The sequence below is a fragment of the Roseburia sp. OM02-15 genome, from assembly GCF_003481835.1.
GTDB lineage: Bacteria > Bacillota > Clostridia > Lachnospirales > Lachnospiraceae > Eubacterium_I > Eubacterium_I ramulus_A.
The window spans coordinates 112,024-136,369 of sequence record NZ_QULX01000001.1; the positions used below are offsets into that span (position 1 = coordinate 112,024).

Annotated in this window: 26 protein-coding genes and 2 pseudogenes; 25 read left to right on the top strand and 3 right to left on the bottom strand. The window is 42.7% G+C overall.

From position 1 onward, the window contains the following. Positions 1-199: 199 nt before the first annotated feature. From DXB15_RS17490 to DXB15_RS17640, 11 genes and pseudogenes are all read left to right on the top strand, one after another. On the top strand, positions 200-442 hold the full coding sequence (locus DXB15_RS17490) for an aminotransferase class III-fold pyridoxal phosphate-dependent enzyme (RefSeq protein ID WP_334294927.1): 243 nt from the start codon (positions 200-202) through the stop codon (positions 440-442). A gap of 97 nt (positions 443-539) precedes the next feature. Next, a complete protein-coding gene (locus DXB15_RS17495) occupies positions 540-707 on the top strand; it encodes a hypothetical protein (RefSeq protein WP_330427431.1) in 168 nt (55 codons plus the stop codon). Beyond that, entirely contained in the window at positions 692-844 is a 153-nt protein-coding gene (locus DXB15_RS16850) for a hypothetical protein (RefSeq protein ID WP_158582154.1), read from the top strand. Before DXB15_RS17495 ends, DXB15_RS16850 begins: the two co-directional genes overlap by 16 nt. Next, a complete protein-coding gene (locus DXB15_RS00600) occupies positions 825-1,313 on the top strand; it encodes an iron-containing alcohol dehydrogenase (RefSeq protein WP_118701718.1) in 489 nt (162 codons plus the stop codon). Before DXB15_RS16850 ends, DXB15_RS00600 begins: the two co-directional genes overlap by 20 nt. 410 nt (positions 1,314-1,723) lie before the next feature. Next, complete coding sequence (locus DXB15_RS00605; RefSeq protein ID WP_118701719.1) at positions 1,724-2,461, top strand: YoaK family protein; 738 nt, start codon at positions 1,724-1,726, stop codon at positions 2,459-2,461. 123 nt (positions 2,462-2,584) lie between these two features. Continuing rightward, positions 2,585-2,890: a hypothetical protein gene (locus DXB15_RS00610; RefSeq protein WP_118701720.1), complete on the top strand. Its 306-nt coding sequence runs from the start codon at positions 2,585-2,587 to the stop codon at positions 2,888-2,890. 21 nt (positions 2,891-2,911) lie between these two features. Continuing rightward, positions 2,912-3,952 (top strand): annotated as a pseudogene (locus DXB15_RS00615) (amidohydrolase family protein); the annotation flags it as partial. A 546-nt stretch (positions 3,953-4,498) separates the two neighbouring features. Then, positions 4,499-4,861 (top strand): annotated as a pseudogene (locus tag DXB15_RS00620) (M20/M25/M40 family metallo-hydrolase); the annotation flags it as partial. A 161-nt stretch (positions 4,862-5,022) separates the two neighbouring features. After that, positions 5,023-5,628: a cytidylate kinase-like family protein gene (locus tag DXB15_RS00625; protein WP_118701721.1), complete on the top strand. Its 606-nt coding sequence runs from the start codon at positions 5,023-5,025 to the stop codon at positions 5,626-5,628. Between the two features lie 630 nt (positions 5,629-6,258). Next, the gene (locus DXB15_RS00630) at positions 6,259-7,407 is read left to right on the top strand and encodes a PucR family transcriptional regulator (protein WP_158582155.1); all 1,149 of its coding nucleotides are present in this window, start codon (positions 6,259-6,261) and stop codon (positions 7,405-7,407) included. Between the two features lie 275 nt (positions 7,408-7,682). Continuing rightward, positions 7,683-7,871: a response regulator gene (locus DXB15_RS17640; protein ID WP_118701723.1), complete on the top strand. Its 189-nt coding sequence runs from the start codon at positions 7,683-7,685 to the stop codon at positions 7,869-7,871. Here DXB15_RS17640 and DXB15_RS00640 read toward each other — a convergent pair. Further along, entirely contained in the window at positions 7,798-8,562 is a 765-nt protein-coding gene (locus DXB15_RS00640; RefSeq protein ID WP_118701724.1) for a PIG-L family deacetylase, read from the bottom strand. The genes DXB15_RS17640 and DXB15_RS00640 overlap by 74 nt on opposite strands. A gap of 629 nt (positions 8,563-9,191) precedes the next feature. On the opposite strand from DXB15_RS00640, the gene DXB15_RS00650 reads away from it, so the two are divergent. The 14 genes from DXB15_RS00650 (at position 9,192) to DXB15_RS00710 (ending at position 22,832) form a co-directional block, all read left to right on the top strand. Continuing rightward, positions 9,192-10,613 carry a hypothetical protein gene (locus tag DXB15_RS00650; RefSeq protein ID WP_118701726.1) on the top strand — a complete coding sequence of 474 codons (1,422 nt, stop codon included), beginning with the start codon at positions 9,192-9,194 and terminating at the stop codon, positions 10,611-10,613. A 28-nt stretch (positions 10,614-10,641) separates the two neighbouring features. Beyond that, a complete protein-coding gene (locus DXB15_RS16855) occupies positions 10,642-10,812 on the top strand; it encodes a hypothetical protein (RefSeq protein ID WP_158582157.1) in 171 nt (56 codons plus the stop codon). 284 nt (positions 10,813-11,096) lie between these two features. Further along, a complete protein-coding gene (locus DXB15_RS00660; RefSeq protein WP_118701728.1) occupies positions 11,097-12,395 on the top strand; it encodes a TIR domain-containing protein in 1,299 nt (432 codons plus the stop codon). A gap of 693 nt (positions 12,396-13,088) precedes the next feature. Next, complete coding sequence (locus DXB15_RS00665; RefSeq protein WP_109215771.1) at positions 13,089-13,820, top strand: nucleotide-binding protein; 732 nt, start codon at positions 13,089-13,091, stop codon at positions 13,818-13,820. Between the two features lie 98 nt (positions 13,821-13,918). Further along, positions 13,919-14,122, top strand: a complete 204-nt coding sequence (locus DXB15_RS00670; RefSeq protein ID WP_109215772.1) for a 4Fe-4S dicluster domain-containing protein — start codon at positions 13,919-13,921, stop codon at positions 14,120-14,122. 15 nt (positions 14,123-14,137) lie between these two features. Further along, a complete protein-coding gene (vorB, locus tag DXB15_RS00675; RefSeq protein WP_109215773.1) occupies positions 14,138-15,214 on the top strand; it encodes a 3-methyl-2-oxobutanoate dehydrogenase subunit VorB in 1,077 nt (358 codons plus the stop codon). 17 nt (positions 15,215-15,231) lie between these two features. Then, on the top strand, positions 15,232-15,969 hold the full coding sequence (locus DXB15_RS00680) for a thiamine pyrophosphate-dependent enzyme (RefSeq protein ID WP_109215774.1): 738 nt from the start codon (positions 15,232-15,234) through the stop codon (positions 15,967-15,969). Positions 15,970-15,981: 12 nt separating this feature from the next. Further along, complete coding sequence (locus tag DXB15_RS00685; protein ID WP_109215775.1) at positions 15,982-16,530, top strand: 2-oxoacid:acceptor oxidoreductase family protein; 549 nt, start codon at positions 15,982-15,984, stop codon at positions 16,528-16,530. 271 nt (positions 16,531-16,801) lie between these two features. Continuing rightward, entirely contained in the window at positions 16,802-16,939 is a 138-nt protein-coding gene (locus DXB15_RS16860; protein WP_158582158.1) for a hypothetical protein, read from the top strand. Between the two features lie 79 nt (positions 16,940-17,018). After that, positions 17,019-17,276: a hypothetical protein gene (locus DXB15_RS00690; RefSeq protein ID WP_118701729.1), complete on the top strand. Its 258-nt coding sequence runs from the start codon at positions 17,019-17,021 to the stop codon at positions 17,274-17,276. 116 nt (positions 17,277-17,392) lie between these two features. Next, positions 17,393-17,845 carry a MarR family winged helix-turn-helix transcriptional regulator gene (locus DXB15_RS00695; protein WP_109215777.1) on the top strand — a complete coding sequence of 151 codons (453 nt, stop codon included), beginning with the start codon at positions 17,393-17,395 and terminating at the stop codon, positions 17,843-17,845. Positions 17,846-17,935: 90 nt separating this feature from the next. Then, a complete protein-coding gene (locus DXB15_RS00700; RefSeq protein WP_118701885.1) occupies positions 17,936-19,681 on the top strand; it encodes an ABC transporter ATP-binding protein in 1,746 nt (581 codons plus the stop codon). Next, positions 19,671-21,584, top strand: coding sequence for an ABC transporter ATP-binding protein (locus tag DXB15_RS00705; protein ID WP_330427435.1), 1,914 nt, complete (start codon positions 19,671-19,673; stop codon positions 21,582-21,584). Before DXB15_RS00700 ends, DXB15_RS00705 begins: the two co-directional genes overlap by 11 nt. Before the next feature lie 225 nt (positions 21,585-21,809). Continuing rightward, a complete protein-coding gene (locus DXB15_RS00710) occupies positions 21,810-22,832 on the top strand; it encodes a S66 family peptidase (protein ID WP_118701731.1) in 1,023 nt (340 codons plus the stop codon). A gap of 431 nt (positions 22,833-23,263) precedes the next feature. Here DXB15_RS00710 and DXB15_RS00715 read toward each other — a convergent pair whose 3' ends face one another. Both DXB15_RS00715 and DXB15_RS00720 read right to left on the bottom strand, forming a co-directional pair. Next, a complete protein-coding gene (locus DXB15_RS00715; RefSeq protein WP_021738063.1) occupies positions 23,264-23,806 on the bottom strand; it encodes an NADH peroxidase in 543 nt (180 codons plus the stop codon). 52 nt (positions 23,807-23,858) lie between these two features. After that, a complete protein-coding gene (locus DXB15_RS00720) occupies positions 23,859-24,284 on the bottom strand; it encodes a Fur family transcriptional regulator (protein ID WP_118701732.1) in 426 nt (141 codons plus the stop codon). Positions 24,285-24,346 lie beyond the last annotated feature (62 nt).

Genomic DNA, 24,346 nt, shown 5'->3' on the forward strand with positions numbered 1-24,346 from the left:
TGAATATAAAAAACTATCTTTGCATTGTGTGTGCTTAAGCACAGAAAAACTTAGGCTTAGAATCCTTGTATCCACCGAAAAAACAAATTAAAATGGCGTTAACCAAAAGACATAAAGGTAGCGCAAAGGAGCCAACACCGAATATGGTGCGGGCTCCTTTTTTAAACCCAATATGTCCTCTCAGCTTGTAAACCTGAATGTGGGATTTGGAAATAAAGCAATCGGAGATGCCATCAAGGCACAGGTAGATAAATTCAAATTTGTGGGACCGGCTTATGCGGCAGAAAGCAGAGCAACTCTTGGAAAAATAATCATTGATCGGCTTCCGGATAATTTCGGCAAAGTATTTTTCACAAATGCCGGTGCGGATGCCAATGAAAATGCGGTAAAAATCGCCCGTATGTATACAGGAAGAAAAAGAGAAACATCCGTGTATCGGTGATGTTCGTTACATCGGTCTTTTCTCATCCATTGAGCTTGTCAAAGACAGAGAAACAAAAGAACCGTTAGTACCATATGGCAAAGATCCGGAAGGAACCATGGGCAAGATCATCGGTATGTTAAAGGCAAAGAAATTTATGACCTATTCCCACGAAAATATGATTTTTGTCAACCCGGCGTTGATCATTACCGAGGAGCAGCTGCGTGAGGAAATGGTAAAAGTAGATGAAGTATTAACGGAGGTGGATTCATGGCTCACTATCTGATCCCGGAACATATTTTTACCGGAAGGGACTGCCTCTCTGAGGCGGTCGGATATCTGAAACAATGCGGGAAAAAGGCGCTGCTGGTGACGGGACCGTATGTGGTGAAATCGGAGATGTTTGCCGATTGCTTATCGTGATGGAAAAAATCGCGAAGCCAGACATCAGATGGCACTGGCGGCATTAGAGGCAGGAATCTGCATCAACAATTCCAGTGTGACACTGGTGCATGGACTGAGCCGCCCAATCGGAGCACTGTTTCATGTGGCGCATGGTATTTCCAATGCCATGGTGCTGAAGGCATGCTTTTCCTTCGCATTAAAAGGGACGTATGAGCGGTTTGCAGACCTTGCAAGGGCAATTGGTGTGGCAGATGCTCAAATGGGCGATATCGCGGCAGCAGAGCAGTTCCTAAAAGCGATCGAGCATATTTGTGAGGTGTGTGAAGTGCCGATGTTAGAGAAGTATGGAATTCCGCGAGAGGAGTTCTATGCGGCGATTCCGAAGATGGCGCAGGATGCGCTGGATAGCGGAAGTCCGGGAAATACACGGAAGGCGCCGACCTTTGAGGATTGTCAGGAGATTTATAAGGCGGCGTATGCCAGGTAGAAGTTCAAGTCGAACGCACGTGAGACTTGGTGCGTGATTCTGGTCAGCGCAAGCTGATATCTTCTTTTCAGAATCACTGCACTCTACACTCCGTTCCGGTCGGCGCAAAACCATTGTCTCCCAGACAATGTGCGCCCTCGCGGAGCATTTATCTCAGTCGGAGATTGAACTCCCACTGAGAAATACTTGTTACTACTCACCACTTGCAGAAGTGGGAGTCTCAACTCAGACTGAGATGAAATATGTGTGGAAACCACTCAGAGTTTGAACGCAGGTTATGGAATGACTGCATTTAAACTCTGGGTGCTTTTTGTATGTAAAAAAATTTTTGCTTAATAAAAGAGATAGTGCTATGATAGGCAAGGAAAAAATCAAAGACATTACAATTTCTGAAAAGAAAGGCAAATACAATGAGAAAAAAAGTAACAAAAGATCAGTGGGAAGCTTTGATTCACTGGAATTTTGCTCTTGTGGGTGGATTTCTTGGAGCTTACGCGATTTTATTACATATGGGAAATTTTGGTTCGGCGCAGACCGGAAATATCATGGAAATGGCAGCATCTTTAGTATCAGGCGAGTGGTACGATGTGCTGTTAAGAGTGCTTGCATTACCGCTTTTTGGCGGCGGAGTGGTAGTTTCCTACCTGTTGACGAATTATACGAACATAAATATGCGTAAATTGGCGATTCTGGTGGATGCAGCAGGATTAGTGGTATCCTCATTACTGCCGTTAAAACCAGTGCTGGTTGGTCTGTATCCGATTTTTTTCTGTTCTGCATTTCAGTGGGGCGTATATTCATCGGCAAACGGCTACAACAGTGCGACCATCTTTTCCAGTAATAATTTCAAACAGGCCATGCTCGGCTGGACGCAGTATTTTTTGACAAAAGATCCGGAATTTAAGAAAAAAGGAATTTTGTATACCAATACAGTACTTTCCTTTTTTATCGGGGCATGCTATGGAGCGATAGCAGTCAATGCCTTTGCGGTGCGCGCGGCATATCTGGGATCTGTACCGTTGGCAATGGGCTGGATTCTGGTGGTAAAACACAGTATGGTACTTGAATCTGAGCGGCCGCAGGAAATTGCGAAAGAGGCGGAAACAGAACTGGAAGATGCAGAACTTCTGGAAACAGAACAAAAGTAAAAAAGTAATAGACAAAGAACGGCAGGTCTTACATATGTTTGACCTGTCGTTCTTTTGATGGTGATACTGTGTGCAACAGCACAAAAAAAATTGTGCACTGAGAAATTGAAATTGTTTTAGCGAATGCGTATAATCAACCGTAAATTAAGGAACAACCTTTTCACAGGAAACTTTAAAGCGGCAAAGAAGTCACAACAAAACTTCTCTGCCGCCTTTTTTATCCTGTGGCAGTCACAGGCAATACACGCAATTTTGCGGACGGATGTATTTACCCTTCCGCTCCCGACACGAATCGCGGCGATCATTCATGATAACTGGTCCGCGATGCTGGTAAATATCAAGTCCACGGTGATGGTATCTGCCATCGGAATTATATTTTACGCGGGTTTAATGATCGTGGGAGCAATCGTAATGAAGAAATATCATTAAATAAATTTTTCGGTTGAGGAGGAAAAAGAAGCCTGCGTGGATTATGCAATGCATTGCTGTATCACAAACTTAAATAACGGTGAAATTTTAGATGAGATGGAGAAAGCTGTAGCAGAAGGCATCACAAGTTTTAAATGCTTCCTTGTATACAAAAAAGAAGGCATGATGGTAGACGATGCGACATTGGCAAGATTGCTGCTCAGGGCAAAAGAACTGGGAGCAATGATCAATGTACATGCGGAAAATCCGGATCTGATTGACTTAAATACAGAAAATTTCCTGAAAGAAGGAAAAATAAGTGCCTGGTATCATTACTTGAGCCGCCCGGAATTTGTAGAGGCAGAAGCCGATCAGAGAGCGGTTCACTGGGCAAAACATTTAGATGCACCGATCTATATCGTGCATATGGCGGACAAAGAAGGATTGGAAGCCTGCATCAGAGCCAAAGAAGAAGGCGCACCGGTTTATGTGGAAACCTGTCCGCAGTATCTGGAATTTACCTGTGATGTATACAAACGGGAAGACGGACGCAACTTCGTATGCTCCCCGCCAATGAAAGGACAGGAAAGTCTGGATGCCTTATGGGAAGCAATCAAAGATGGATTTATTGATACGATAGCAACCGATCACTGTCCGTTCCAGTCCTATGAGAAAGACTGGGGTAAAGATGATTTTACAAAAATTCCAAACGGATGTGCCGGTGTGGAAAACATGTATCCATACATGTTGGATGCAGCAAATTCCGGAAAACTTACATTTGAAAAAGTCGTAGAGCTCTGCTTCACTAATCCGGCAAAAATTTTCGGGTGCACTGATAAAGGTTCTCTGAGTATCGGAAAAGACGCAGATATCGTTATTTACGATAAGGACAAAGATTTCACGATTTCCGTATCAAATATGCATTCCGATTATGATCATACCATCTGGGAAGGAAAAAAATTACACGGTTATCCGGTACAGACATACCTCAGAGGAAACCTTGTATACGATAACGGTGAGTTCACCGGAACACCGGGTATGGGACAATACGTCAAACGAGTACCAAGAGAAGTAGAAAAATAAATTTGAGTGCAAAGACTGGCAGATTCAATACCGTAAAGCAATATGGAAATGAGTGCTGTAGGAAAGATAAAAAATACATCATGTATATCAGATGGGAGATGACTCCTACCTCTATAGGTGGTGAGAAACAAGCTAGTATCAGTGGTGGGAGCCAATCCCCCATCTGATATAGCCTCCGGCAGGATTACAGAGGTGCGCAGTTGAAGTATGTCATGCAATTGCATGACGCGCACCTCGCAACAAGAATGCCGGAGCATTCTTGAAATGGTACTGAATCGCAGTCTGGCACACGTTAGCTTAGAAAGGAGGAGCAACATGTTTAATCGGGAATTATTTCTGGAAACCTAGACCAGTCGTTGTCTGTTATGTGAAAACGCTCCCTGCAGTCATGCGTGCACCTCACATCTTCCGGTCAGCGACATCATACGCTCCTTCCGGTTTGAAAATCATATGGGAGCTGCCGAAAAAGTCGGAAATGTTTCATGCATGGATTGCAGCAATCCGGTGTGCATGAGTGCCTGTCGGAGAAGCAAATTAGACAGTGCCGTGGAAATTCCGAAAGTTATCGCTCAGGTAGTCAGCATCATTGAAAATATGCCGAAAGAAGTTGCAAAATGTAAAGTGAATTATGAAGTAGCATGGACGCGTGATACCGTTTACTACGACAAGACATTAGTTGGCTATGTACAGGAAGCTGTTGACGAACTTGGTTACTCCAACCAGAGAATCAACTCTGGCGCCGGACATGATGCACAGTTTGCATCCTACATGCTCCCGACAACCATGGTATTTGTTCCTTCCAAAGATGGTCATTCCCACTGCGAACCGGAGTTTACATCCACAAAACAGTGTACCATGGGTGCTTCTGTATTATTAAATGCGGTTCTGAAATGCGATAAAGAAGATTAATACAAACGAATACAAGTTTTTCAGAAAAATATGTAAGAAAAAACCATGTGGGATGGAAAAGATAATCTGTGACAGTATTTTACTATCTCACATGGAAAAACAGAATAAAAACTACAAGTAGAATAGCATTTTACAATTGAACGTGTGAGTGAGGTGAGAAAATGCGAACAAATTATGTAATTACCATTGCCCGAAATTTCGGTGCAGGTGGAAAAAGTGTCGGACTGGCATTGTCCAAAGAACTTGGTATTCCGTGCTATGAGCGCCAGATTCTGACGATGGCTTCCGAAAAAAGCGGCATCGATGAAAAGCTGTTTGTCGATATGGATGAACGTCTGAACGGCGGTTTTCTGGCAAAAAAACTGGCATCCATGCCATTCTCCACAGTGCTGGAACCAAGAGAAAAAGACTTTACTTCCGACAATAACCTGTTTAACATTCAGGCAGATATTCTTCAGACCATGGCACGAAGCGAATCCTTTATCGTCATCGGAAAATGTGCAGATTTCGTGTTGCGACCATATGGAAATGTCATCAACGTCTTTATCGAAGCACCGCAGAGCGCCTGCATTCATACGATCATGGAGCGGACAAACGTATCGGAACAGCGTGCGCTGCAGATGTACAAAAAGACAAATAAATACCGCAGTGAGTATTATAACCATTACACCTACGGCGGTGAGTGGAGAGATCCGATGAACTATGATCTGGTGCTGAACAGCTATAAAGTTGGAATTGATAATTGTGTAAAATTTATCTCAGTCTGAGTTGAGACTCCCACTTCTGCAAGTGGTGAGTAGTAACAAGTATTTCTCAGTGGGAGTACAATCTCCGACTGAGATAAATGCTCCGCGAGGGCGCACATTGTCTGGGAGACAATGGTTTTGCGCCGACCGGAACGGAGTGTAGAGTGCAGTGATTCTGAAAAGAAGATGTCAGCTTGCGCTGACCAGAATCACGCACCAAGTCTCACGTACGTTCGACTTGAACGTGGATTATGTCAATTATCGGTTTGGAGATTAGGTTAAACCTTTTATTGAGAGAAAACTGTTTCAAGAAAAAAATATGTGAGCAAAAAGAAAAAATGGGGCTGTTCAAGAATGTTTGTGCCGCAGCACAAGAAAAATTGTGAAAAATATACTTGCCTTTTTTGTAAAATACCGTTACTATATATCAAAAGTCAGTATTTAGGGAAATGCTGACGGAGAATAACGAAGACAGACGCAAAGAAGCCATGACCATTTCTGGTCATGGCTTCTTTTTTACAGAAATTGGAACTATTTAGAGATGATTTTGCAATTGAGTTCTGTGTGATTACAATAAGAGCTTTTTTGAGACTTAAATAGTGTGATTTCTGTAGGATTATTGCGGAAAATTTTCAGTTAGGAGCGATGTGTATGGCTATTTTACTGAGGCAGTTATGTGAAAAAGCAAGTTATCTGTACGGAATGCGGATTCTGGCAGGAGAGAACGGGACAGGCAATATCGTGCAGTGGATCCATACCCTGGAGGACGTGGAGACCGGTGGATTCATTCACGGCGGAGAACTGATCTTTACCACGGGAATTGCGCAGAACGGCAATGAATGGCTACTGGAATTTGTAGAAAATCTGTATGAGCGGGAAGCCAGTGGTCTGGTGGTTAATGTGGGACCTTACATTACATCCGTGCCACAGTCCGTCATTGATTATTGTAATAAAATGAATTTTCCATTGCTGGAAGTGCCGTGGAAAACCCGTCTGGTGGACATTACGAGAGATTTTTCCAACCAGATCTTCCAGAACGAAAAAGAAGAAGAAAATCTGGCGGACACATTGAAAAATATCGTGTTTGATCCGAAAAATGCCAGAGAATATCTTCCGGCTCTTGCCCGCAATAACTTTAATGTAAATGGAAAATTCTGCATCATGGGAATCGACATTGATTTTCTGAACCGAAATGTCTACCGGCAGAAAATGTTTCGGTCGCATCTGCTGCGCCGGGTGGAGCGAATGGTGGGAACCATCGGATATTTTGTGTCTTCAGAGTCTATTTTTATCGTATTGAATGATTTCGCAAACGAGGAGATCCATGATTTGGCAAAACGTCTGGAGGCGCAGGAAGGTTCCGATACTGTGACGTTAAAGATTGCCGTCAGTCAGAATGAACCCGGAATCGAGCATTTGTCTGAGAACTATAAAAAAGTCTGTACCCTGTTGCGTCTGGCACGAAAACGTGGGGAAAGTCCACTTTTTTATGATGAATTTGGTGCGAAAAAGATTCTGTTGTCCGTGGGAGATAATGAAGTTCTGGAGAGTTATTATCACGAGACGCTTGGTGCATTGGAACGTTATGACCGGGAAAATGACACACAGTATCTGGAACTCCTGTGCCGCTATCTTGAGCTGGACGGCAGCGTGCAGGCACTGGCAGATGCGGTGTACGTGCACAGAAACACCATTAATTACCAGTTAAATAAGATCAAGAAGATCCTTGGCAGGGATTTCAGTGGTTTGCAGAGTCGGTTTGAACTGATCCTTGCATATCAGGTACGGGAATTGTTGTAATAAAGGAAAATTAATAGTGAAAGAAAAGCTTTTATTGTGTGTTGAGGTGATACCCAGTAAAAGCTTTCTTACTTTTATGGAGATTTTGTGGAAACGTTCATACAATTCTGGAAGATTACGGAGTGATCATAGAAGAAGCTTATAACGGACAGGAAGCATTATCACGTATGGCAGACAGTGAGCTGGGTTATCTCAGTCGAGAAGACTCCCACTTCTGCAAGTGGTGAGTAATAACAAGTCTTTCTCAGTGGGAGTACAATCTCCGACTGAGATAAATGCTCCGCGAGGATTGCCGACAGATTTCGATCATAGCTATGAGTGCAAATGCATTTGATGAAGATGTAAAACGTTCTCTGGCAAGCGGTATGAATGGACATTTGTCCAAACCGGTTAATGTTGAGAAGTTGATTGAGATGCTGGAATCCAGTTTTCGTAAGGCAGCATGTGACCAAGATGCTCCATAACTTTTTCCTGAGAACCATATAACCTGGTCAATGCCATTTTACGGTCTAATTCCTGACCGGAGATGGCATTGGTCAGGTATTTTTTATATTTGTCGGAATCCATATTTTTCGCTTTCACATATTTCCCAAAATAGTAAAGCCGGTCAAGCTGTTCCTGGTCAGAGACAGCAGTTGTGGTCAGTTCGCTGGTCATCTGATGGTGAATGTGCCCATATTCTCCCTCCGGATTGTGGGTTACGATGGTTTTCCAGTCATTCATTTTCAGAATCGAAGCAATGTCTTTTTCAATTTCCGTTTTGCAGCTGTTCCAGTTATCGCGTTTCCCAAGTGTTTTGTCCGGATAGGTCAGCATAATGCCGATGGAGTCGGTTTGTCTGATGACAGATTCAAATTCCCGGCGGCGGGTTTTGTTATTGCCATTGGTGATGCACACAACTACATAGTTTCCGTTCAACAGATGAGAACCGCCCCAGATTGTTTCATCATCCGGATGCGCGACGATCATCAGAGAGTCATAGCTGGCAAGGGCACTTTGGGGAACGTGCGACAGACTGTTCAATTTGCCTTCGCAGTCACTGGAAAAATACCAGACCGCTTTTTCGTTTGCGTTTATACTATAGTAAAGTGCTCCGCCAAATAATGCCGCGAACAGTACAAGGCACAGCAGCAGAGAAATCAGTTTTTTCTTCATGGTAAATTCGTCCCTTTCGGAGTAGTGTCTTTTTCTAAAAAGAATATGTCAGCTTACGCTGACCGGAGTTACGCGCCAAGTCTCATGTGCGTTCGACCTGAATTTTAATAAATTTAGTATACCACTGAAATCTTAAAAAATTCTTAACGTCTGCAAAAGTTTTCTTTGTTTTTGAATGATTTATGTATGTTCATTGTTTCATCTCAGTCTGAGTTGAGACTCCCACTTCTGCAAGTGGTGAGTAGTAACAAGTATTTCTCAGTGGGAGTTCAATCTCCGACTGAGATAAATGCTTCGCGAGGGCGCACATTGTCTGGGAGACAATGGTTTTGCGCCGACCGGAACGGAGTGTAGAGTGCAGTGATTCTGAAAAGAAGATGTCAGCTTGCGCTGACCAGAATCACGCACCAAGTCTCACGTGCGTTCGACTTGAAAATGAACAGATAAAACTGTGGTTTCAAATAATGAATATTCAGGTTTCAGAATCAAATTTTTTTGTCAATGCTGAAAATCATCCGAAATGATTTAATAAGTATAAACAAACATACATGTTTGAAATGACACAGGGAGCATAACATATTATAATCAGAAAAAGGAAAAAAGAACTTTTTCAGAACAGGAGAAGCAGGATGGAACAGACAGAGAAAAAACAGGTGCATTATAAAAAAATTGAGAATATTTCAGCTTATGTGCAAAAGCTGGCAAAGGAAGGTGCCAACCTGATTATTGCGAAAAAATGGACGCGTATTATGGCAAGGAAGGGAACACCTGGCGAAAAAGTGATTTCCTGGAGTGTCGCTGCCGATGGTGATCTCATTATGGAAAAAGAAGCCGAAGTAGGACAGGATGCCGAAACCGGTGAAAACGACTGGATCGCAACCAAGATCGGAAAAGACGGAAGTGTTCTTGTTGATGAGCATGGAAATAAGAATGAATGGATCATTACAGATACCGTTTTCTGGCAAAAATACCGGCAGGATCAGGAACATCCGGGATACTATGTACCAGTTGGTGTCAGTCAGACATTTTTACGACTTCCGGAGGCAATTACTCTGCGCCAGTGGGGCGAGGAATGTATGAGGGTGGATGCCGGCGGATATATCAATGTTACAGACAAGAATAATATCTATGTGATTTCGCAGCGGGATTTTGAAGATACTTATGAGATTGAGCAGGATAATCTTCTGGCGGAAGTTATATTTGATATGGAAGAAATGTCTGTCAGACTTTTTACGGCACATATGGAGCTTGGAGATCATCATTTTAAAGTACCTGACTGCCCGGTTACTTATAACGGAGATGACAGGGATTATGTGATGCGACTGTACAGGGAATGGTTTTATGAATATCCCTTCGATAGTGTCAGCAAGGAAGTGGGCCGGTTATTGAGTAAACATATATCGATCAATTTCCTGTCTCAGGGAAGTGCTTATATGTTTCAGGAAACAATCGGTGACTATTATCTGTCTGAGAATAATGCGAAATTTGCACTGACAATGTATGAACTGGCATATCATTTGATTGGCCCGGGTAATTATTCTTATCTGAAAAAATGGACACTGCTATTGAAGATGGCAGATGTGCTGGAAACCAGATTTACCGGACGGGAAGAAGAAACATTAAGGGTGCTGGAGCAGCTTTTCAAAATTCTTGAACAGTATTCGAAGGAAAAAGAAGCGTCGTTATACCGGGTGAAGGCAGTCGCTCTGAAAGCAATGGTTCTGGAAAAAACAGGAAAAAAGAAAGGGTATGATTTCTTAATTCAGCAGAGGCGAACGTTTGAACGGGAAAAACCGTCTTTTCATTTGTTTCAAATTTGTCTGGAACTGACAGAAGCCTTTCAGGAGTATGAGGAACTGGGCCGGTACTTCCTGAAGCTGGCAAAGAAGAACAGTGAGATTTTGCCAAAACTTGCACTGATGAATGAGAAATATGACAGGTGGATGTTTGGCGAACAGGAAATCGAAAATTCTGAGGAACTCAGGAAAAAATTGCAGGATTGTTATCTGCGGCTGCTGAGGTTGCGCTATGTGTATGGTCATACGAAATGAAAGATGAACCAGAGACCGGATGCGTGTAATGGAGCAGACGAAGCCGTACATCGTGACAACTACTGGCGGGTATGGTAAAATAATGACATTAAATTTTCAGGTTACAAATTTTATCCACAATGTAGATCTGTTTTTTAAACAGAAAGAAGATGGGGAAAACAATACAAGTTCAGCTAAGTTTACCGTAACCATTATGTGAAGACGGTTGCGGTAAAACTTCATCTCAGTCTGAGATGAGACTCCCACTTCTGTAAGTGGTGAGTAGTAACAAGTATTTCTCAGTGGGAGTTCAATCTCCGACTGAGATAAATGCTCCGCGAGGGCGCACATTGTCTGGGAGACAATGGTTTTGCGCCGACCGGAACGGAGTGTAGAGTGCAGTGATTCTGAAAAGAAGATGTCAGTTTGCGCTGACCAGAAGCACGCACCAAGTCTCACGTGCGTTCGACTTGAATTTATTATTATCAGGGAGAGTTAGGAAAGATGCGGAAAGCAGGTATTTTAGAAGATCCGTATGAGGGAGATCAACCGTATATTTTTATCAGTTATTCACATATAGATCGGCCGGAAGTGATTAAGATCATACGACTGTTGCAGGGAAAGCGATATCGTGTATGGTACGATGAGGGTATTGATCCGGGAACAGAATGGGATGAAAATATAGCAGAACATATTGAAAAATGTGAATTTTTTCTGGCAATGATTTCCGCAAATTACATAAATTCATTGAATTGTAAGGATGAAATTAAATATGCGAGGGATCTGGGCAAATCTCAGACACTGGTATATTTAGAGGAAACGCAACTGCCAGGGGCAATGCGAATGCGGATGGGGCGTCTGCAGGCAGTCTACAAATCCGGCTATGACTCTGAGAAAGCATTTATCCGGAAATTATTGGAAGCAAAAGGGATTGAGCAGTGTTATGAAAAAGAAGATGAAATTCTGAAATGGATGAGAGAAGAATTTCATCTGGAGGAGCTCATAAATAATCTTGCAGATATAGAAAAATCAGAGGATGACTTGCTCGAAGATGACTGGAGACCGGTATGTTCTGCACTGAAATTGGAAAAAGAAGATGGCACGTATAGTATTGAGGTACGTTGTGCTATTCTGGATTGGGTAGAATACGATCAAAATCGATACCTGATTCTGATTCCGGAAGATGAAGAAAGTGAAGAACGGATGGAAATGGAATCAGGAGATGATGTATGTATTGTCAGAGCAGAAAAAAACGATCGTGGACAGTATCGATATTTCATGTTTGAGAATGATGAGACAGCGAATGCGGTTTTTGAATTGTTCAAAAACAAGAATAACGGCTTTTGTTTTGTGGATTTCGATCAGGATACCTGTGTGCGGAGGATTACAGATAAAACGCCGGAATTGAATGAGAAAGATGATTTGGATATAGAGGATGAATGGTATTATGAAGATGAAGATTATGGCGGGGGACTGAGGGGCAAGATTCAGAATCTGGTATCGCGGTCAGATCAAATGGTGTTAGAAGCAGTTCTGCTAGGTTTTTTATACGTGCTTGGGATTTGGGTGAATGCAGAAATTGTTTTCCGGATAGTAGGAGTGCCATCCGTACTATGGATTGGGATTATTATCATTTGTGGCACCTTTATGCTGCTATGGGTTGATGTCGGAAACATACAGGATGTCTTACCATTGCTGAAGAATAAAAAAACAGGCTGGCATCTATTAGGTTTTGCTGTCTGGCTCATGGTGATTATAGCAGTGGTTACGATTGCAGAGGTAATCATTTTTTCGATAGAATGAAGGACATCATATGATATAGCCTCCGGCAGGCGCACATTGTCCGGTGGACAATGGTTTTGCGCCGACCGAAACGGAGTGTAGACTTGCAGAGGTACGCAGTTGAAGTACGTCATGCAATTGCATGACGCGCACTTCGCAACGAGAATGCCGAGGCATTCTTGAATGTTGAATAAGAGATCGAAAAATAAAGTTATACAGATGAGAAAAATCTCCCACAGATATCAGGTTTGAAAATGTTGATATCTGTGGGCAATTTTTTTATTGGCAAAACCATCATTCATCTCAGTCTGAGTTGAGACTCCCACTTCTGCAAGTGGTGAGTAGTAACAAGTATTTCTCAGTGGGAGTTCAATCTCCGACTGAGATAAATGCTCCGCGAGGGCGCACATTGTCTGGGAGACAATGGTTTTGCGCCGACCGGAACGGAGTGTAGAGTGCAGTGATTCTGAAAAGAAGATGTCAGCTTGCGCTGACCAGAATCACGCACCAAGTCTCACGTGCGTTCGACTTGAACTGTGCAGATTACATAACAGAATGGGACGCAAATGCATTTTTACAAAATCTAAAATCGTGCAAGATGCATAATATTTCATATTTTTTGCAAAAAAGTCGTGACTAACCGCAAAAATTGTAGTAGAATGTCTCCAGTGAGAAAATTTCCGATCAGGAAATGGAACGGAGGAAGCTGCAAAGATGCAGGAGAAATTAAAAAAGCTCATTGGAGACAACATTAATTTTGTATTTGTCGGCGAAGCCGGAAGCGGAAAAAGCGAGATTTCCATTAATTTCGCAAAGTGGCTGGTGCAGCTTCAGGATAAGCCGGTACATTTCTTTGACATGGATATGACGAAACCGCTGTTTCGCTCCAGAGATGTAGAAGTACAGATGGAAGAAATGGGAATTATCTGTCACCATGAAAAACAGTTCATGGATGCGCCGACCGTTGTCGGCGGTGTCAATCGTCTGTTAAAGGATGAAGACTGTTACGTGGTTATGGATGTCGGTGGAGATCACATCGGAGCGCGTGCCATTGGCGGTTATGCACCGAAGCTGAACAAAGACAATACCATTGTATATTATGTACTGAATGCGTATCGTCCGTGGTCAAATGATATTGATCATATCGATGGTACACTGGGACAGATTCTTGGTGTTTCCCATATTCAGCTTGGCAAACTTCACATGGTAAACAATCCGAACAATGGAATTACTACAACGGCAAAAGAATTTATCGAGGGCAGTCGAAAGATGTCTGAGATGGTGACCCCGTATATTGCAGTGGATTTTGCATGTGTCAGAGAAGATCTGTATGAGGAAGTAAAAGATTCTTCAGACGTGCCGGTATTTCCGGTGGAACTGTATTTGACTTATCCGTGGTTGCAGAATGACCTTCCAAACGGTCAGCCGGTTCCGGGTCGGGGCTGAGAATTCCGAAAAAAAGCTTTCAAACACCGCTGAATATTGGTGTTTAAAAAATAATTTTTTTAACAAGTATTTATTATCTTGAGAGGAGGATTTAATCGATGGCAAAAATCGTGGTTAAATCAGAACGCTGTAAAAGCTGTGGTTACTGCATCAAATTCTGTCCAAAGAACGTACTGGAAATCGGACATGATGTAAACTCTAAAGGTTACGAGTATGTAGTACCGACAAACATGGATGCTTGTATCGCCTGTTGTATGTGCGGACGTATCTGTCCGGATGGTGCGATAGAGATCTACAAATAAGGAGGTAGAAAGATTATGGCAAGAGTATTAATGAAAGGCTGTGAGGCTATCGCTGAAGCAGCAGTAAGAGCCGGCTGTAGATTTTTCGCCGGATATCCTATCACACCGCAGAACGAGATTCCGGAGTATTTTGCAAGAAGACTTCCGGAAGTAGGCGGTAACTTTGTACAGGGTGAGTCTGAGGTTGCATCTGTAAACATGGTATACGGAGCAGCAGCAGCAGGAACAAGATCTATGACATCTTCTTCCAGCCCGGGAATCGCATTAAAGAGCGAGGGAATTTCCTATTGTGCAGCAGCACGTGTTCCAATTGTGTACGCAAACATCTCCAGAGGAGGCCCAGGTGTAGGTGCTATCCAGCCGGCACAGCAGGATTATTTCCAGGCTACAAAAGCTTCCGGTAACGGTGGTTTCCGTATGATGGTTCTGGCTCCGTCTACTGTACAGGAGGCAGTTGACCTTACATATGCAGCATTTGATTATGCAGATCGTGACATGAACCCGGTTCTTCTTCTTGCAGACGGTGTAATCGGTACTATGATGGAGCCGGTTGAACTTCCTGAGATGAAGACAGAGGAAGAGATTGCTGCAATCAAAGAAGGCAAAAAGAAATGGGCTTGTATCGGTCATGAGCTTGACTATGCAAACCGTTCATGGATCCAGCCAGGTCAGTGGGATACAAAGAAAATGCAGGAGTGGAACGAGAGAGCTTCTGAAATGTATGACAGCTGGGAAAAAGATGTAATGGTAGAAGAGTATCAGGTAGAGGATGCTGAGCTTGTTCTTACCGCTTATGGTATCTCCGCCCGTATCTGCAAATCTGTTGTAGATATGCTTCGTAAAGAAGGATACAAGATCGGTCTGATCCGTCCTATTACAGTTAGCCCGTTCCCATATGCTTCTTATGACAAGATCAACTACGATATCTGTAAAGCAGTTCTTGATGTAGAGATGTCTATCCCGGCACAGTTCATCGAGGACGTAGAGATGGGTGTTAAAGGTCGTTGCGCTATCGAGACATGCCTGTGCTCCGGTGGTAACATCATGAGCCGTGAGGCAGTGATCGAGGCTGTTAAAAAGATTTTAGGATAATAAGGAGGATACGGAACATGGAATTAGTTTATTCAAGAACAAAAACAATTCAGGAAGATAAAGTATCCGGATTCTGCCCGGGCTGTATGCACAGCACGGTTGTAAAATTAATCGGTGAAGCTCTGGAAGAGATGAACCTGGTAGAGAAAGCAGTTATGGTTACCGGTATCGGATGCTGCGGTCTTCACATGGATTATATCGCATATGATACAATTACAGCACCGCATGGTCGTGCCTGTGCAGTAGCAACAGGTATGAAGAGAAGCAATCCGGACAGCCTGTACTTCACATATCAGGGTGATGGTGACTTCGCTTCCATCGGTCTTGCAGAGTCTGTTTCTGCAGCAAACCGTGGTGAGAACATCACTGTTATCTTCATCAACAATGGTATTTACGGTATGACAGGTGGACAGATGGCTCCTACTACTCTGGTTGGTATGAAAGCTTCCACAGCTCCGAAAGGACGTATCCCGGAAGAGCATGGTTACCCGATGCATATGTGTGAGATTTTAGACAAACTTACAGCTCCGGCTTATCTGGTAAGAACAAGCTGCAATACTCCGCAGAATGTTATCAAAACCAAAAATGCAATCAAAAAAGCGTTCCAGAATCAGATCGACGGAAAAGGTTTCTCTATGGTAGAGATCGTAACAAGCTGCCCGACAAACTGGGGACTTGAGCCGTTAGACGCATTGGATTTCATCGAGCAGAAAATGCTTCCGGAATATCCGCTGGGCGTAATCAGAGATAAATAGGAGGAAGACAATATGGAAACAAATTTATGTGTTGCCGGATTCGGCGGACAGGGTGTCATGACTCTTGGTAAATTCCTTGCATCTGCAACCTGTGATTCTACAGATAAAAACGTTACTTTCTTCCCGTCCTACGGCGCTGAGCAGCGTGGTGGTACAGCGAACTGTTTCGTTGTAATCTCCGACGAGATGGTAGGTGCACCTCTGGGTGATGTTATGGACGATCTGATCGTTATGAACGGTCCGTCCCTGCAGAAATTCCTCCCGACTCTGAAACAGGGTGGTACACTTTTCATCAACAGCTCTATCGTACCGGAAGAGGATATCGACAGAACTGATATCAAAGTGGTAAAAGCTCCGGTTACAGAGATGGCTCTGGAAATGGGAAATGCAAAAGTATTAAACGTAATCATGCTTGGTGTATACGTTGGTTATACAGAGGTTGTATCTCCGGAAGTTGTATGGGGAACAATCGAGCATAAACTTGCTAAAAAAGCAAAATTACTTCCGCTGAACAAAGAAGCTTTCGAGAAAGGTCTTGAGATCGGACGTTCTCAGAGATAGTCTTTCTTTAAACATAGCGGGATCCAAAATCCATTTAAAAAATAAAAAAATGCGATTGATTCGTCAGGTACGGGTCAGTCGCTTTTTTTCGTACAGCGATTCCTGAATCATACAATACAGGAAGTAATGCAGGTCAAATGAGAAGTGTGATGGAAAATTGTTTTTATGAAAAATTTATGTTTCGGTTAGAAAAAACTATGGGAATAAGGACAGAATAATGGTAAAATAATAAGCATAACAGATTTGTGATTTTATGAGGAGAGACAAAGAGATGGAGAAAATTTATTTTAAAATGAAACACTCCGGAATACTGGGGATTATCGCCGGCGTGTGTGCCATGATTATTGGACTGCTGGTCATGATTTCAGGAATTGTTTTACTGAAAAACAAATCGGATATTATTTTTTAATCCAATTAAGAAAATCCCTGTTCTAATTGCGTGAAGCAATAAGCGGGGGTTTTCTTCTATCAGGGAGAAGGAGAAATGTATGATCACAGTATTTAACGGGGAAACAATTTATGAGGGGACAGATGTGACAGAGTACAATCGTATCTGTGATATACGTTCTGATTATAAGATTCGGTATAAAACACATACAACAGGCACGGATGAGAGCACAGGAGTACGACGTTTCTATGGACATGGAGTGACGACTGATGTAGATACAAAGGAACTGTATCAATATTCTATCCGTGTGCACAGGGAGGATCTGGAAAAAGCAAAGCGGCTTGTAGCAGGAAAATAAAATATAGCAAATTGAACAAAAATTTTCAAAAAAGATAGAAATGTTTGCTGTCAAACTGTTTGACAGCAAACATTTTTTGCCTTATAATAAACAATGTTTTGGGAAGGAGGCGTGATATGCAAAAAGATCACATCGGCAACGATGTAAGGATCCTGTCGCACCAGATCCATCGGTGGATCGAGAATGCACCGAACAAGAAGAAAATAGACAGTGTGACAGGCGCAAATGCATGGATTATTGGATATATTTCAGATAAGACAGATAATAACGAGGATGTATTTCAGAAAGATCTGGAAAGCTGTTTCGAGATCACCCGGTCAACGGCTTCCAAGGTGGTAAACCTGATGGTGGAAAAAGGACTGATCGAGCGGCAGAGCGTGCCGTGGGATGCGCGTCTGAAAAAGCTGGTTTTAACCGATCGGGCAAGAGAAGTGAATAAACTCATGGTGGAGGATTTCACCGAGGTGGAAAAGATCCTGTCAAAAGGTTTTACTGAGCAGGAGATGAAACAGTTTTTTGACTACATGCACCGCATGCAGAAAAATATGAAAGAGGCAACAGCACGATGAAATAAGAGGCATCGTGATCAGGAAAAATTGTTGGATATAAATAATTAAAAAACAGGAGGAAAGCAAATCGTGAAACTTGTAAAAAAGTTAATGGAATCGTTGCGGGAATATAAAAAGGCGAGTATTCTTACTCCGATTTTTGTAACCGTAGAAGTTATCATGGAAGTACTGATCCCATTTGTTATGGCGAGTTTGATCGACAAAGGAATTGAAGCCGGCAGCATGTCGGTCATCTGGAAATATGGTATCTTACTTCTTGTACTGGCAATGATTTCACTGGCGTTTGGTACGCTGGCGGGACATCAGGCATCGATCGCATCCTGCGGTCTGTCCCAAAATTTAAGAAAGGATATGTACTACCGGATTCAGAACTTCTCTTTTTCCAATATTGATAAGTTCTCAACGGCAAGTATTGTAACACGTCTGACCACAGACGTAACAAATGTACAGAACGCATATCAGATGATCATCCGTATTGCATTCCGTGCGCCGATCATGCTGGTTTTTGCGTTGGTTATGTCCTTTACGATCAATGTGAAAATTTCACTGATCTTCTTAGCTACCGTTCCGGTACTTGGATTTGTACTGATCTGGTTAGCACAGCACGTTCATCCGTATTTTGAGCGTGTATTCCGTACTTATGACCGCTTAAATGAGGTTGTTCAGGAAAACCTTCATGGTGTAAGAGTTGTAAAATCTTTTATCCGTGAGGAGCATGAGGATGAGAAATTCGGAAAAATTTCTCAGAAAATCTACAAAGACTTTGCAAAAGCAGAAAAAATGCTTGCATTTAACATGCCGTCCATGATGACAGCAATCAATATCTGTCTGCTGGCAGTTGCATGGATCGGAGCAAAAGCGATCATTGTCAGCGGTAACGTAAAAGGCGTAGCCGGTGGTCTGACAACCGGTGAGCTGATGAGTCTGTTCACTTATGCGTTACAGATCCTGATGTGTCTGATGATGATCTCCATGGTATTCGTTATGATCATCATTGCGCGATCTTCTGCAGAGCGTATCGTTGAGATTTTAACAGAGGAAAGCGATATTCAGAACAAAGAGAATCCAGTAACCGAGGTTGCTGACGGTTCTATCGAATTTGAAAATGTAGAATTTTACTATGCGAAGAAAGCAGACAAACCGGTATTGGATAACATTAATCTGAAAATTAATTCCGGTGAGACCATCGGTATCATCGGTGGAACCGGCTCTGCAAAATCCAGTCTGGTTCAGTTGATCCCGCGACTGTATGACGTTACCGGTGGTGATGTCAAAGTCGGTGGCGTGGATGTTCGTGATTATGACCTTGAGACGCTGCGTGATTCTGTAGCGATGGTACTTCAGAAAAACGTGTTATTCTCCGGTACTATTAAGGAGAACCTGCGCTGGGGTAATGAGAAAGCGACAGATGAAGAACTGATCCATGCATGTGAACTGGCTCAGGCAGATGATTTTGTCCAGACTTTCCCGCATAAATATGATACTTATATCGAGCAGGGGGGAAATAACGTTTCCGGTGGACAGAAACAGCGTCTGTGTATCGCCCGTGCATTACTGAAGAAACCGAAGATTCTGATCCTGGATGACTCTACCAGTGCGGTAGATACCAAGACAGATGCACTGATCCGTAAGGCTTTTCTGGAGGAGATTCCGGATACCACCAAGATCATCATTGCACAGCGTATTTCTTCTGTTCAGGATGCAGATCATATCATTGTTATGGATGATGGAAAAATCAGTGCTTACGGCACACATGATGAATTATTAAAGAGCAGCGATATTTATCGTGAAGTATATGAATCACAGGTGAAAGGAGGAGATGACGATGAGCAGTAAAGACAATAAAAAACATATGTCTGCAGCGAAAGATACAAAAGGAACCGTAAAACGTTTACTTGGTTATCTGGGTGCATATAAGGTCCGTTTTATTTTTGTAATTATCTGCATCGCGATTTCTTCCGGAACTGTTGCATATTCAGCGTTGTTTATTCAGGGACTGATCGATAATTATATTACCCCGCTGCTGACACAGTCTCAGGCAGATTTTTCAGGGTTGCTTCATTATCTGATCAAAGTAGCGATCATTCTGTTTGCCGGTGTTATTGCGTCTTATCTGTACAACCGTTTTATGGTTGTCATCGGACAGGGCATTTTGAAAAAAATCCGTGATGAGATGTTCTCACACATGCAGAAACTGCCGATCCGATATTTTGATACACACTCTCATGGTGATATCATGAGTCACTATACCAATGATACCGATACCCTGCGTCAGATGATCTCTCAGAGTATTCCACAGTTACTGAACTCTGTAATGACCATCGTGGTTGTATTTATCTCCATGTTGAGTATCAGTTTCTGGCTGACACTGATCGTTATCGCTTTCGTATTTATCATTCTGAAAGTCATCGGTTCTGTGGCAGGACGAAGCGGAAAATACTTTATCAAGCAGCAGGTTTCTCTGGGTGATGTCAACGGTTATGTAGAGGAAATGATCAACGGACAGAAAGTTGTTAAAGTATTCTGCCATGAGGAGCAGGCAAAAGCAGGATTTGATGTGAAAAACGGTGAGCTGTGTGCGAATGCAACAAAAGCGAACTCTTATGCAAATATTCTGATGCCGATCCTGAACAACATTGGATTTATCCTTTACGTTGTTGTAGCTATCGTTGGTGGTGCGCTTGGTATCAGCGGCGTGACAAATATCAGTCTGACAGGCGTCAGCGTACTGACACTTGGTGCTATCGCATCTTTCCTGCAGTTATCAAGAAGTTTTGTAAACCCGATCAGTCAGGTTTCCCAGCAGTTAAACTTCGTTGTTATGGCGATTGCCGGTGCAGAGCGTATCTTTGAACTTCTGGATGAAGATGTGGAAGAAGATGATGGAAACATCACTCTGGTTCGTGCAGAGAAAAACGGTGATGTTCTGACAGAGTGTACACAGCGTACCGGTCACTGGGCATGGAAAGTGCCACAGGCAGACGGCAGCACAGAGCTGGTAGAGATGCTTGGACATGTGGAATTCCACGATGTAGATTTCGGCTATGTTCCGGAGAAAACGGTTTTACATGATATTACACTGTATGCGGAACCGGGACAGAAAGTTGCTTTCGTGGGTGCAACCGGAGCAGGTAAAACCACTATTACAAACCTGATCAACCGTTTCTATGATATTCAGAAAGGTACGATCACTTATGACGGACTGGATATCGGACGTATCAAGAAAGCAGACCTGCGTCGTTCTCTTGGCGTGGTTCTTCAGGATGTCAACCTGTTTACCGGAACGGTAATGGAGAACATCCGTTATGGTAAACTGGATGCAACAGATGAAGAGTGTATCGCAGCAGCAAAACTGGCAAATGCAGACGGATTTATCCGTATGCTGCCAAATGGCTATGACACTGTCCTTTCCGGTGACGGAAGCGGTCTGTCACAGGGACAGAGACAGCTGATCTCTATTGCCCGTGCGGCAGTTGCAGATCCGCCTGTTATGATTCTGGATGAGGCAACTTCTTCCATCGATACAAGAACAGAAGCCATCGTACAGCGTGGCATGGATGCTCTGATGAAAGGCCGTACTGTATTTGTTATTGCACATAGACTGTCTACGGTACAGAACTCTGATGTTATCATGGTTCTTGAGCAGGGACATATCATTGAGCGAGGCAGTCACGATAAGCTGATTGAAGAAAAAGGAAAATATTATCAGCTGTATACGGGTGCGTTTGAGCTGGAGTAAAGCATGTATTTTATGAATGTGATATTTTTGGAAGGTTCGTTCAGAAATAGAAACATTCAGCCCAGTGAAATAACATAAGAAAATGTCGTTGGTCTTTTAGACTGGCGGCATTTTTTATTATCGGTTATAATGATTTTATCTGGTAAAAATTTGGTTATTAGACAGAATTACAATTAGATAAAAATCTTAGTAAAATAAATGAAGTTTAAACAGGAGAAGAATCTTATGAGATATCCGGAATTTTTAAAAAAGAATGGCTGTATCGGCTTTGTGGCACCATCCTTTGGCTGCAACATTGAACCGTACAAAACAGCTTTTGGACATGCATTGGATAAGTTTGAAAAAATGGGTTACCGCACAGAACTGGGACCAAATTGCTATGAAGGATGCGGTATCGGTATCAGTAATACACCGGAAAAATGCGGGCAGGAGCTGATGGAATATTACTGCAATGATACCAGTGACGTTCTGATTTCCTGCGGTGGTGGAGAACTGATGTGTGAAGATCTGCCATATGTAGACTTTGAAAAAATCAAAGAGGCAAAACCGAAATGGTATCTTGGTTATTCCGACAATACAAATATGACGTTTCTGTTGACCACACTTTGTGATGTGGCATCTATTTACGGACCGTGCGCGGCAGCTTTTGGTATGGAGCCATGGCATCCGGCGATTCAGGATGCATTTGATGTATTGACAGGAGAAAAGTTGACCATCAAAGGCTATGATCTATATGAAAAAGAAGGATTAAAGGATGAAGAAAATCCATTAGTACCTTATAATGTGACAGAGCCATGTATCCGTAAAAAAGTGCCGGATACAGACATCAAAATGGAAGGTCGTCTGGTTGGCGGCTGCCTGGATGTATTGACATTGCTCCTTGGTACGAAGTACGATAAAGTACAGGAATTTACAGAGCGTTACAAAGAGGACGGAATCATCTGGTTTATTGAAGCCTGTGATCTGAATGTTATGGGAATCCGCCGTGCACTGTGGCAAATGGAACAGGCAGGATGGTTCGGACATGTTAAAGGCTTTTTGATTGGCCGCCCATATTGTAATGGAGAGGAATTCTTAGGTTTGGATCAGTATGAGGCTGTGACAGGAATTCTTGGAAAATATAACGTGCCGATCATTATGGATCTGGATATCGGACATATTCCACCGGCGATGCCGCTGATCTGTGGAAGTTATGCGAAGGTGACTTCTGTGGGGAATGATGTGGAAGTAGAGATGGAATTCAACTAAAAAGTGTGCAATCATAGGAAAAATTTTTATTCGGAAAAAAAGACTGAATGGTAGAAATACCGTTTGGTCTTTTTTAAAAGAGAGTTTTGGTGAGTAGTAGAAAATAGTATATGTAATGAATGTGATTTTGGGGTGGAAAAGTAAACTTTAATTTCAATGGTCTTGCCCAAAATTAAAACGGCGGTGAAGAAATAAAAATGAGAGTTGACCGCCGCTTTAAAATATTTTAACATCTAAAAAAGGAATCAGGCTGGAGAGTGAATAAATTCCCTTGCCGCTAATATACGTATACAAGCCATGCGCCATTCGGAATTCGCTGACGCTACTTCCTCATGGACGGCTGGCGCCGTATAATAAAAAAGAAGATACCACATCTTGGTGAGCAAGCTCCCCCGATGTGATATCTCCTTTTTTATTGCATGGCTTGTAGCTTAGCCAAAGTATCTCTTGAGTAATCCTTCGAATGCTTTTCCGTGTCTTGCCTCGTCGCGAGCCATCTCATGAACGGTATCATGGATTGCGTCAAGGTTTGCAGCTTTTGCACGTTTTGCAAGGTCAAATTTTCCTTCTGTAGCGCCATGCTCAGCATCTACACGCATCTCAAGGTTTTTCTTAGTGCTGTCTGTAACAACTTCGCCAAGTAACTCTGCGAATTTTGCAGCATGCTCAGCTTCTTCGTAAGCAGCTTTCTCCCAGTATAAACCGATTTCCGGATAACCTTCTCTGTGAGCAACTCTTGCCATAGCCAGATACATACCAACCTCAGAGCACTCGCCTTCGAAGTTTGCTCTTAAGTCTGCAAGGATGTCCTCGCTGACGCCCTGTGCAACACCTACTACATGCTCAGCAGCCCATACTTTCTCGCCGGTCTGCTCTTTGAATTTCTCTGCCGGAGCTTTACAGATTGGACAGACTTCCGGAGCTTTCTCGCCTTCGTAAACATAACCACATACTGTACATACAAATTTTTTCATAATAATTCATTTCCTTTCTCTTGAAATTAGTTTTAATATCATTTTTATTAAATCAGCTGTCTCCAACTGGTTTGTTCTGTTTTTGTTTTTGTTCCTTTTCTTTTTTCAAACATTCCAGGCAAATGCCGTAGAATAAAATGGAATGTCCCTTGATCACACCGTCGAATGTCTGGGCGGCGATCTCATCCACATGATCAATACTGTTCATTTGTAAATCTATCATGCTGCCACATTCATCACAAAGAAAATGGTTGTGAGGTTCCGGTCTGCCGTCGAAGCGGTCAGGTCCGTTTCCGGTGGGAATTTTCTGAATGTTTCCCAGTTCGGCAAGCAGCGATAGATTGCGGTAAACAGTTGCCAGGCTAAGCTTTGGATATTCTTCCCGGAGATTCATGTAAACAGTCTCTGCGGTGGGATGATCATATCTGGTAGCCAGAAATTGTTCGATTGCATCTCGTTGTTTGCTGTGCTTTAACATTTATTTTCCTTTCAAAAATGATAATGATTATTGTTGTTGAAATTAATATAGCATGCAGCGTC

Bases quoted from the DNA above. Each gene is read 5' to 3' on its own strand.
- DXB15_RS00685 (WP_109215775.1), top strand. From the start codon at position 15,982: ATGGAAACAAATTTATGTGTTGCCGGATTCGGCGGACAGGGTGTCATG.
- DXB15_RS00710 (WP_118701731.1), top strand. From the start codon at position 21,810: ATGAGATATCCGGAATTTTTAAAAAAGAATGGCTGTATCGGCTTTGTG.
- DXB15_RS00670 (WP_109215772.1), top strand. From the start codon at position 13,919: ATGGCAAAAATCGTGGTTAAATCAGAACGCTGTAAAAGCTGTGGTTAC.
- DXB15_RS00660 (WP_118701728.1), top strand. From the start codon at position 11,097: ATGCGGAAAGCAGGTATTTTAGAAGATCCGTATGAGGGAGATCAACCG.
- DXB15_RS00650 (WP_118701726.1), top strand. From the start codon at position 9,192: ATGGAACAGACAGAGAAAAAACAGGTGCATTATAAAAAAATTGAGAAT.
- DXB15_RS16850 (WP_158582154.1), top strand. From the start codon at position 692: ATGGCTCACTATCTGATCCCGGAACATATTTTTACCGGAAGGGACTGC.
- DXB15_RS17495 (WP_330427431.1), top strand. From the start codon at position 540: ATGGGCAAGATCATCGGTATGTTAAAGGCAAAGAAATTTATGACCTAT.
- DXB15_RS16855 (WP_158582157.1), top strand. From the start codon at position 10,642: ATGGAGCAGACGAAGCCGTACATCGTGACAACTACTGGCGGGTATGGT.
- DXB15_RS00640 (WP_118701724.1), bottom strand. From the start codon at position 8,562: ATGAAGAAAAAACTGATTTCTCTGCTGCTGTGCCTTGTACTGTTCGCG.
- DXB15_RS00625 (WP_118701721.1), top strand. From the start codon at position 5,023: ATGCGAACAAATTATGTAATTACCATTGCCCGAAATTTCGGTGCAGGT.
- DXB15_RS00605 (WP_118701719.1), top strand. From the start codon at position 1,724: ATGAGAAAAAAAGTAACAAAAGATCAGTGGGAAGCTTTGATTCACTGG.
- DXB15_RS00630 (WP_158582155.1), top strand. From the start codon at position 6,259: ATGGCTATTTTACTGAGGCAGTTATGTGAAAAAGCAAGTTATCTGTAC.
- DXB15_RS00715 (WP_021738063.1), bottom strand. From the start codon at position 23,806: ATGAAAAAATTTGTATGTACAGTATGTGGTTATGTTTACGAAGGCGAG.
- DXB15_RS00610 (WP_118701720.1), top strand. From the start codon at position 2,585: ATGCGTATAATCAACCGTAAATTAAGGAACAACCTTTTCACAGGAAAC.
- DXB15_RS00680 (WP_109215774.1), top strand. From the start codon at position 15,232: ATGGAATTAGTTTATTCAAGAACAAAAACAATTCAGGAAGATAAAGTA.
- DXB15_RS00705 (WP_330427435.1), top strand. From the start codon at position 19,671: ATGAGCAGTAAAGACAATAAAAAACATATGTCTGCAGCGAAAGATACA.
- DXB15_RS00720 (WP_118701732.1), bottom strand. From the start codon at position 24,284: ATGTTAAAGCACAGCAAACAACGAGATGCAATCGAACAATTTCTGGCT.
- DXB15_RS00700 (WP_118701885.1), top strand. From the start codon at position 17,936: ATGGAATCGTTGCGGGAATATAAAAAGGCGAGTATTCTTACTCCGATT.
- DXB15_RS00695 (WP_109215777.1), top strand. From the start codon at position 17,393: ATGCAAAAAGATCACATCGGCAACGATGTAAGGATCCTGTCGCACCAG.
- DXB15_RS17640 (WP_118701723.1), top strand. From the start codon at position 7,683: ATGCTCCGCGAGGATTGCCGACAGATTTCGATCATAGCTATGAGTGCA.
- vorB (WP_109215773.1), top strand. From the start codon at position 14,138: ATGGCAAGAGTATTAATGAAAGGCTGTGAGGCTATCGCTGAAGCAGCA.
- DXB15_RS00690 (WP_118701729.1), top strand. From the start codon at position 17,019: ATGATCACAGTATTTAACGGGGAAACAATTTATGAGGGGACAGATGTG.
- DXB15_RS16860 (WP_158582158.1), top strand. From the start codon at position 16,802: ATGGAGAAAATTTATTTTAAAATGAAACACTCCGGAATACTGGGGATT.
- DXB15_RS00665 (WP_109215771.1), top strand. From the start codon at position 13,089: ATGCAGGAGAAATTAAAAAAGCTCATTGGAGACAACATTAATTTTGTA.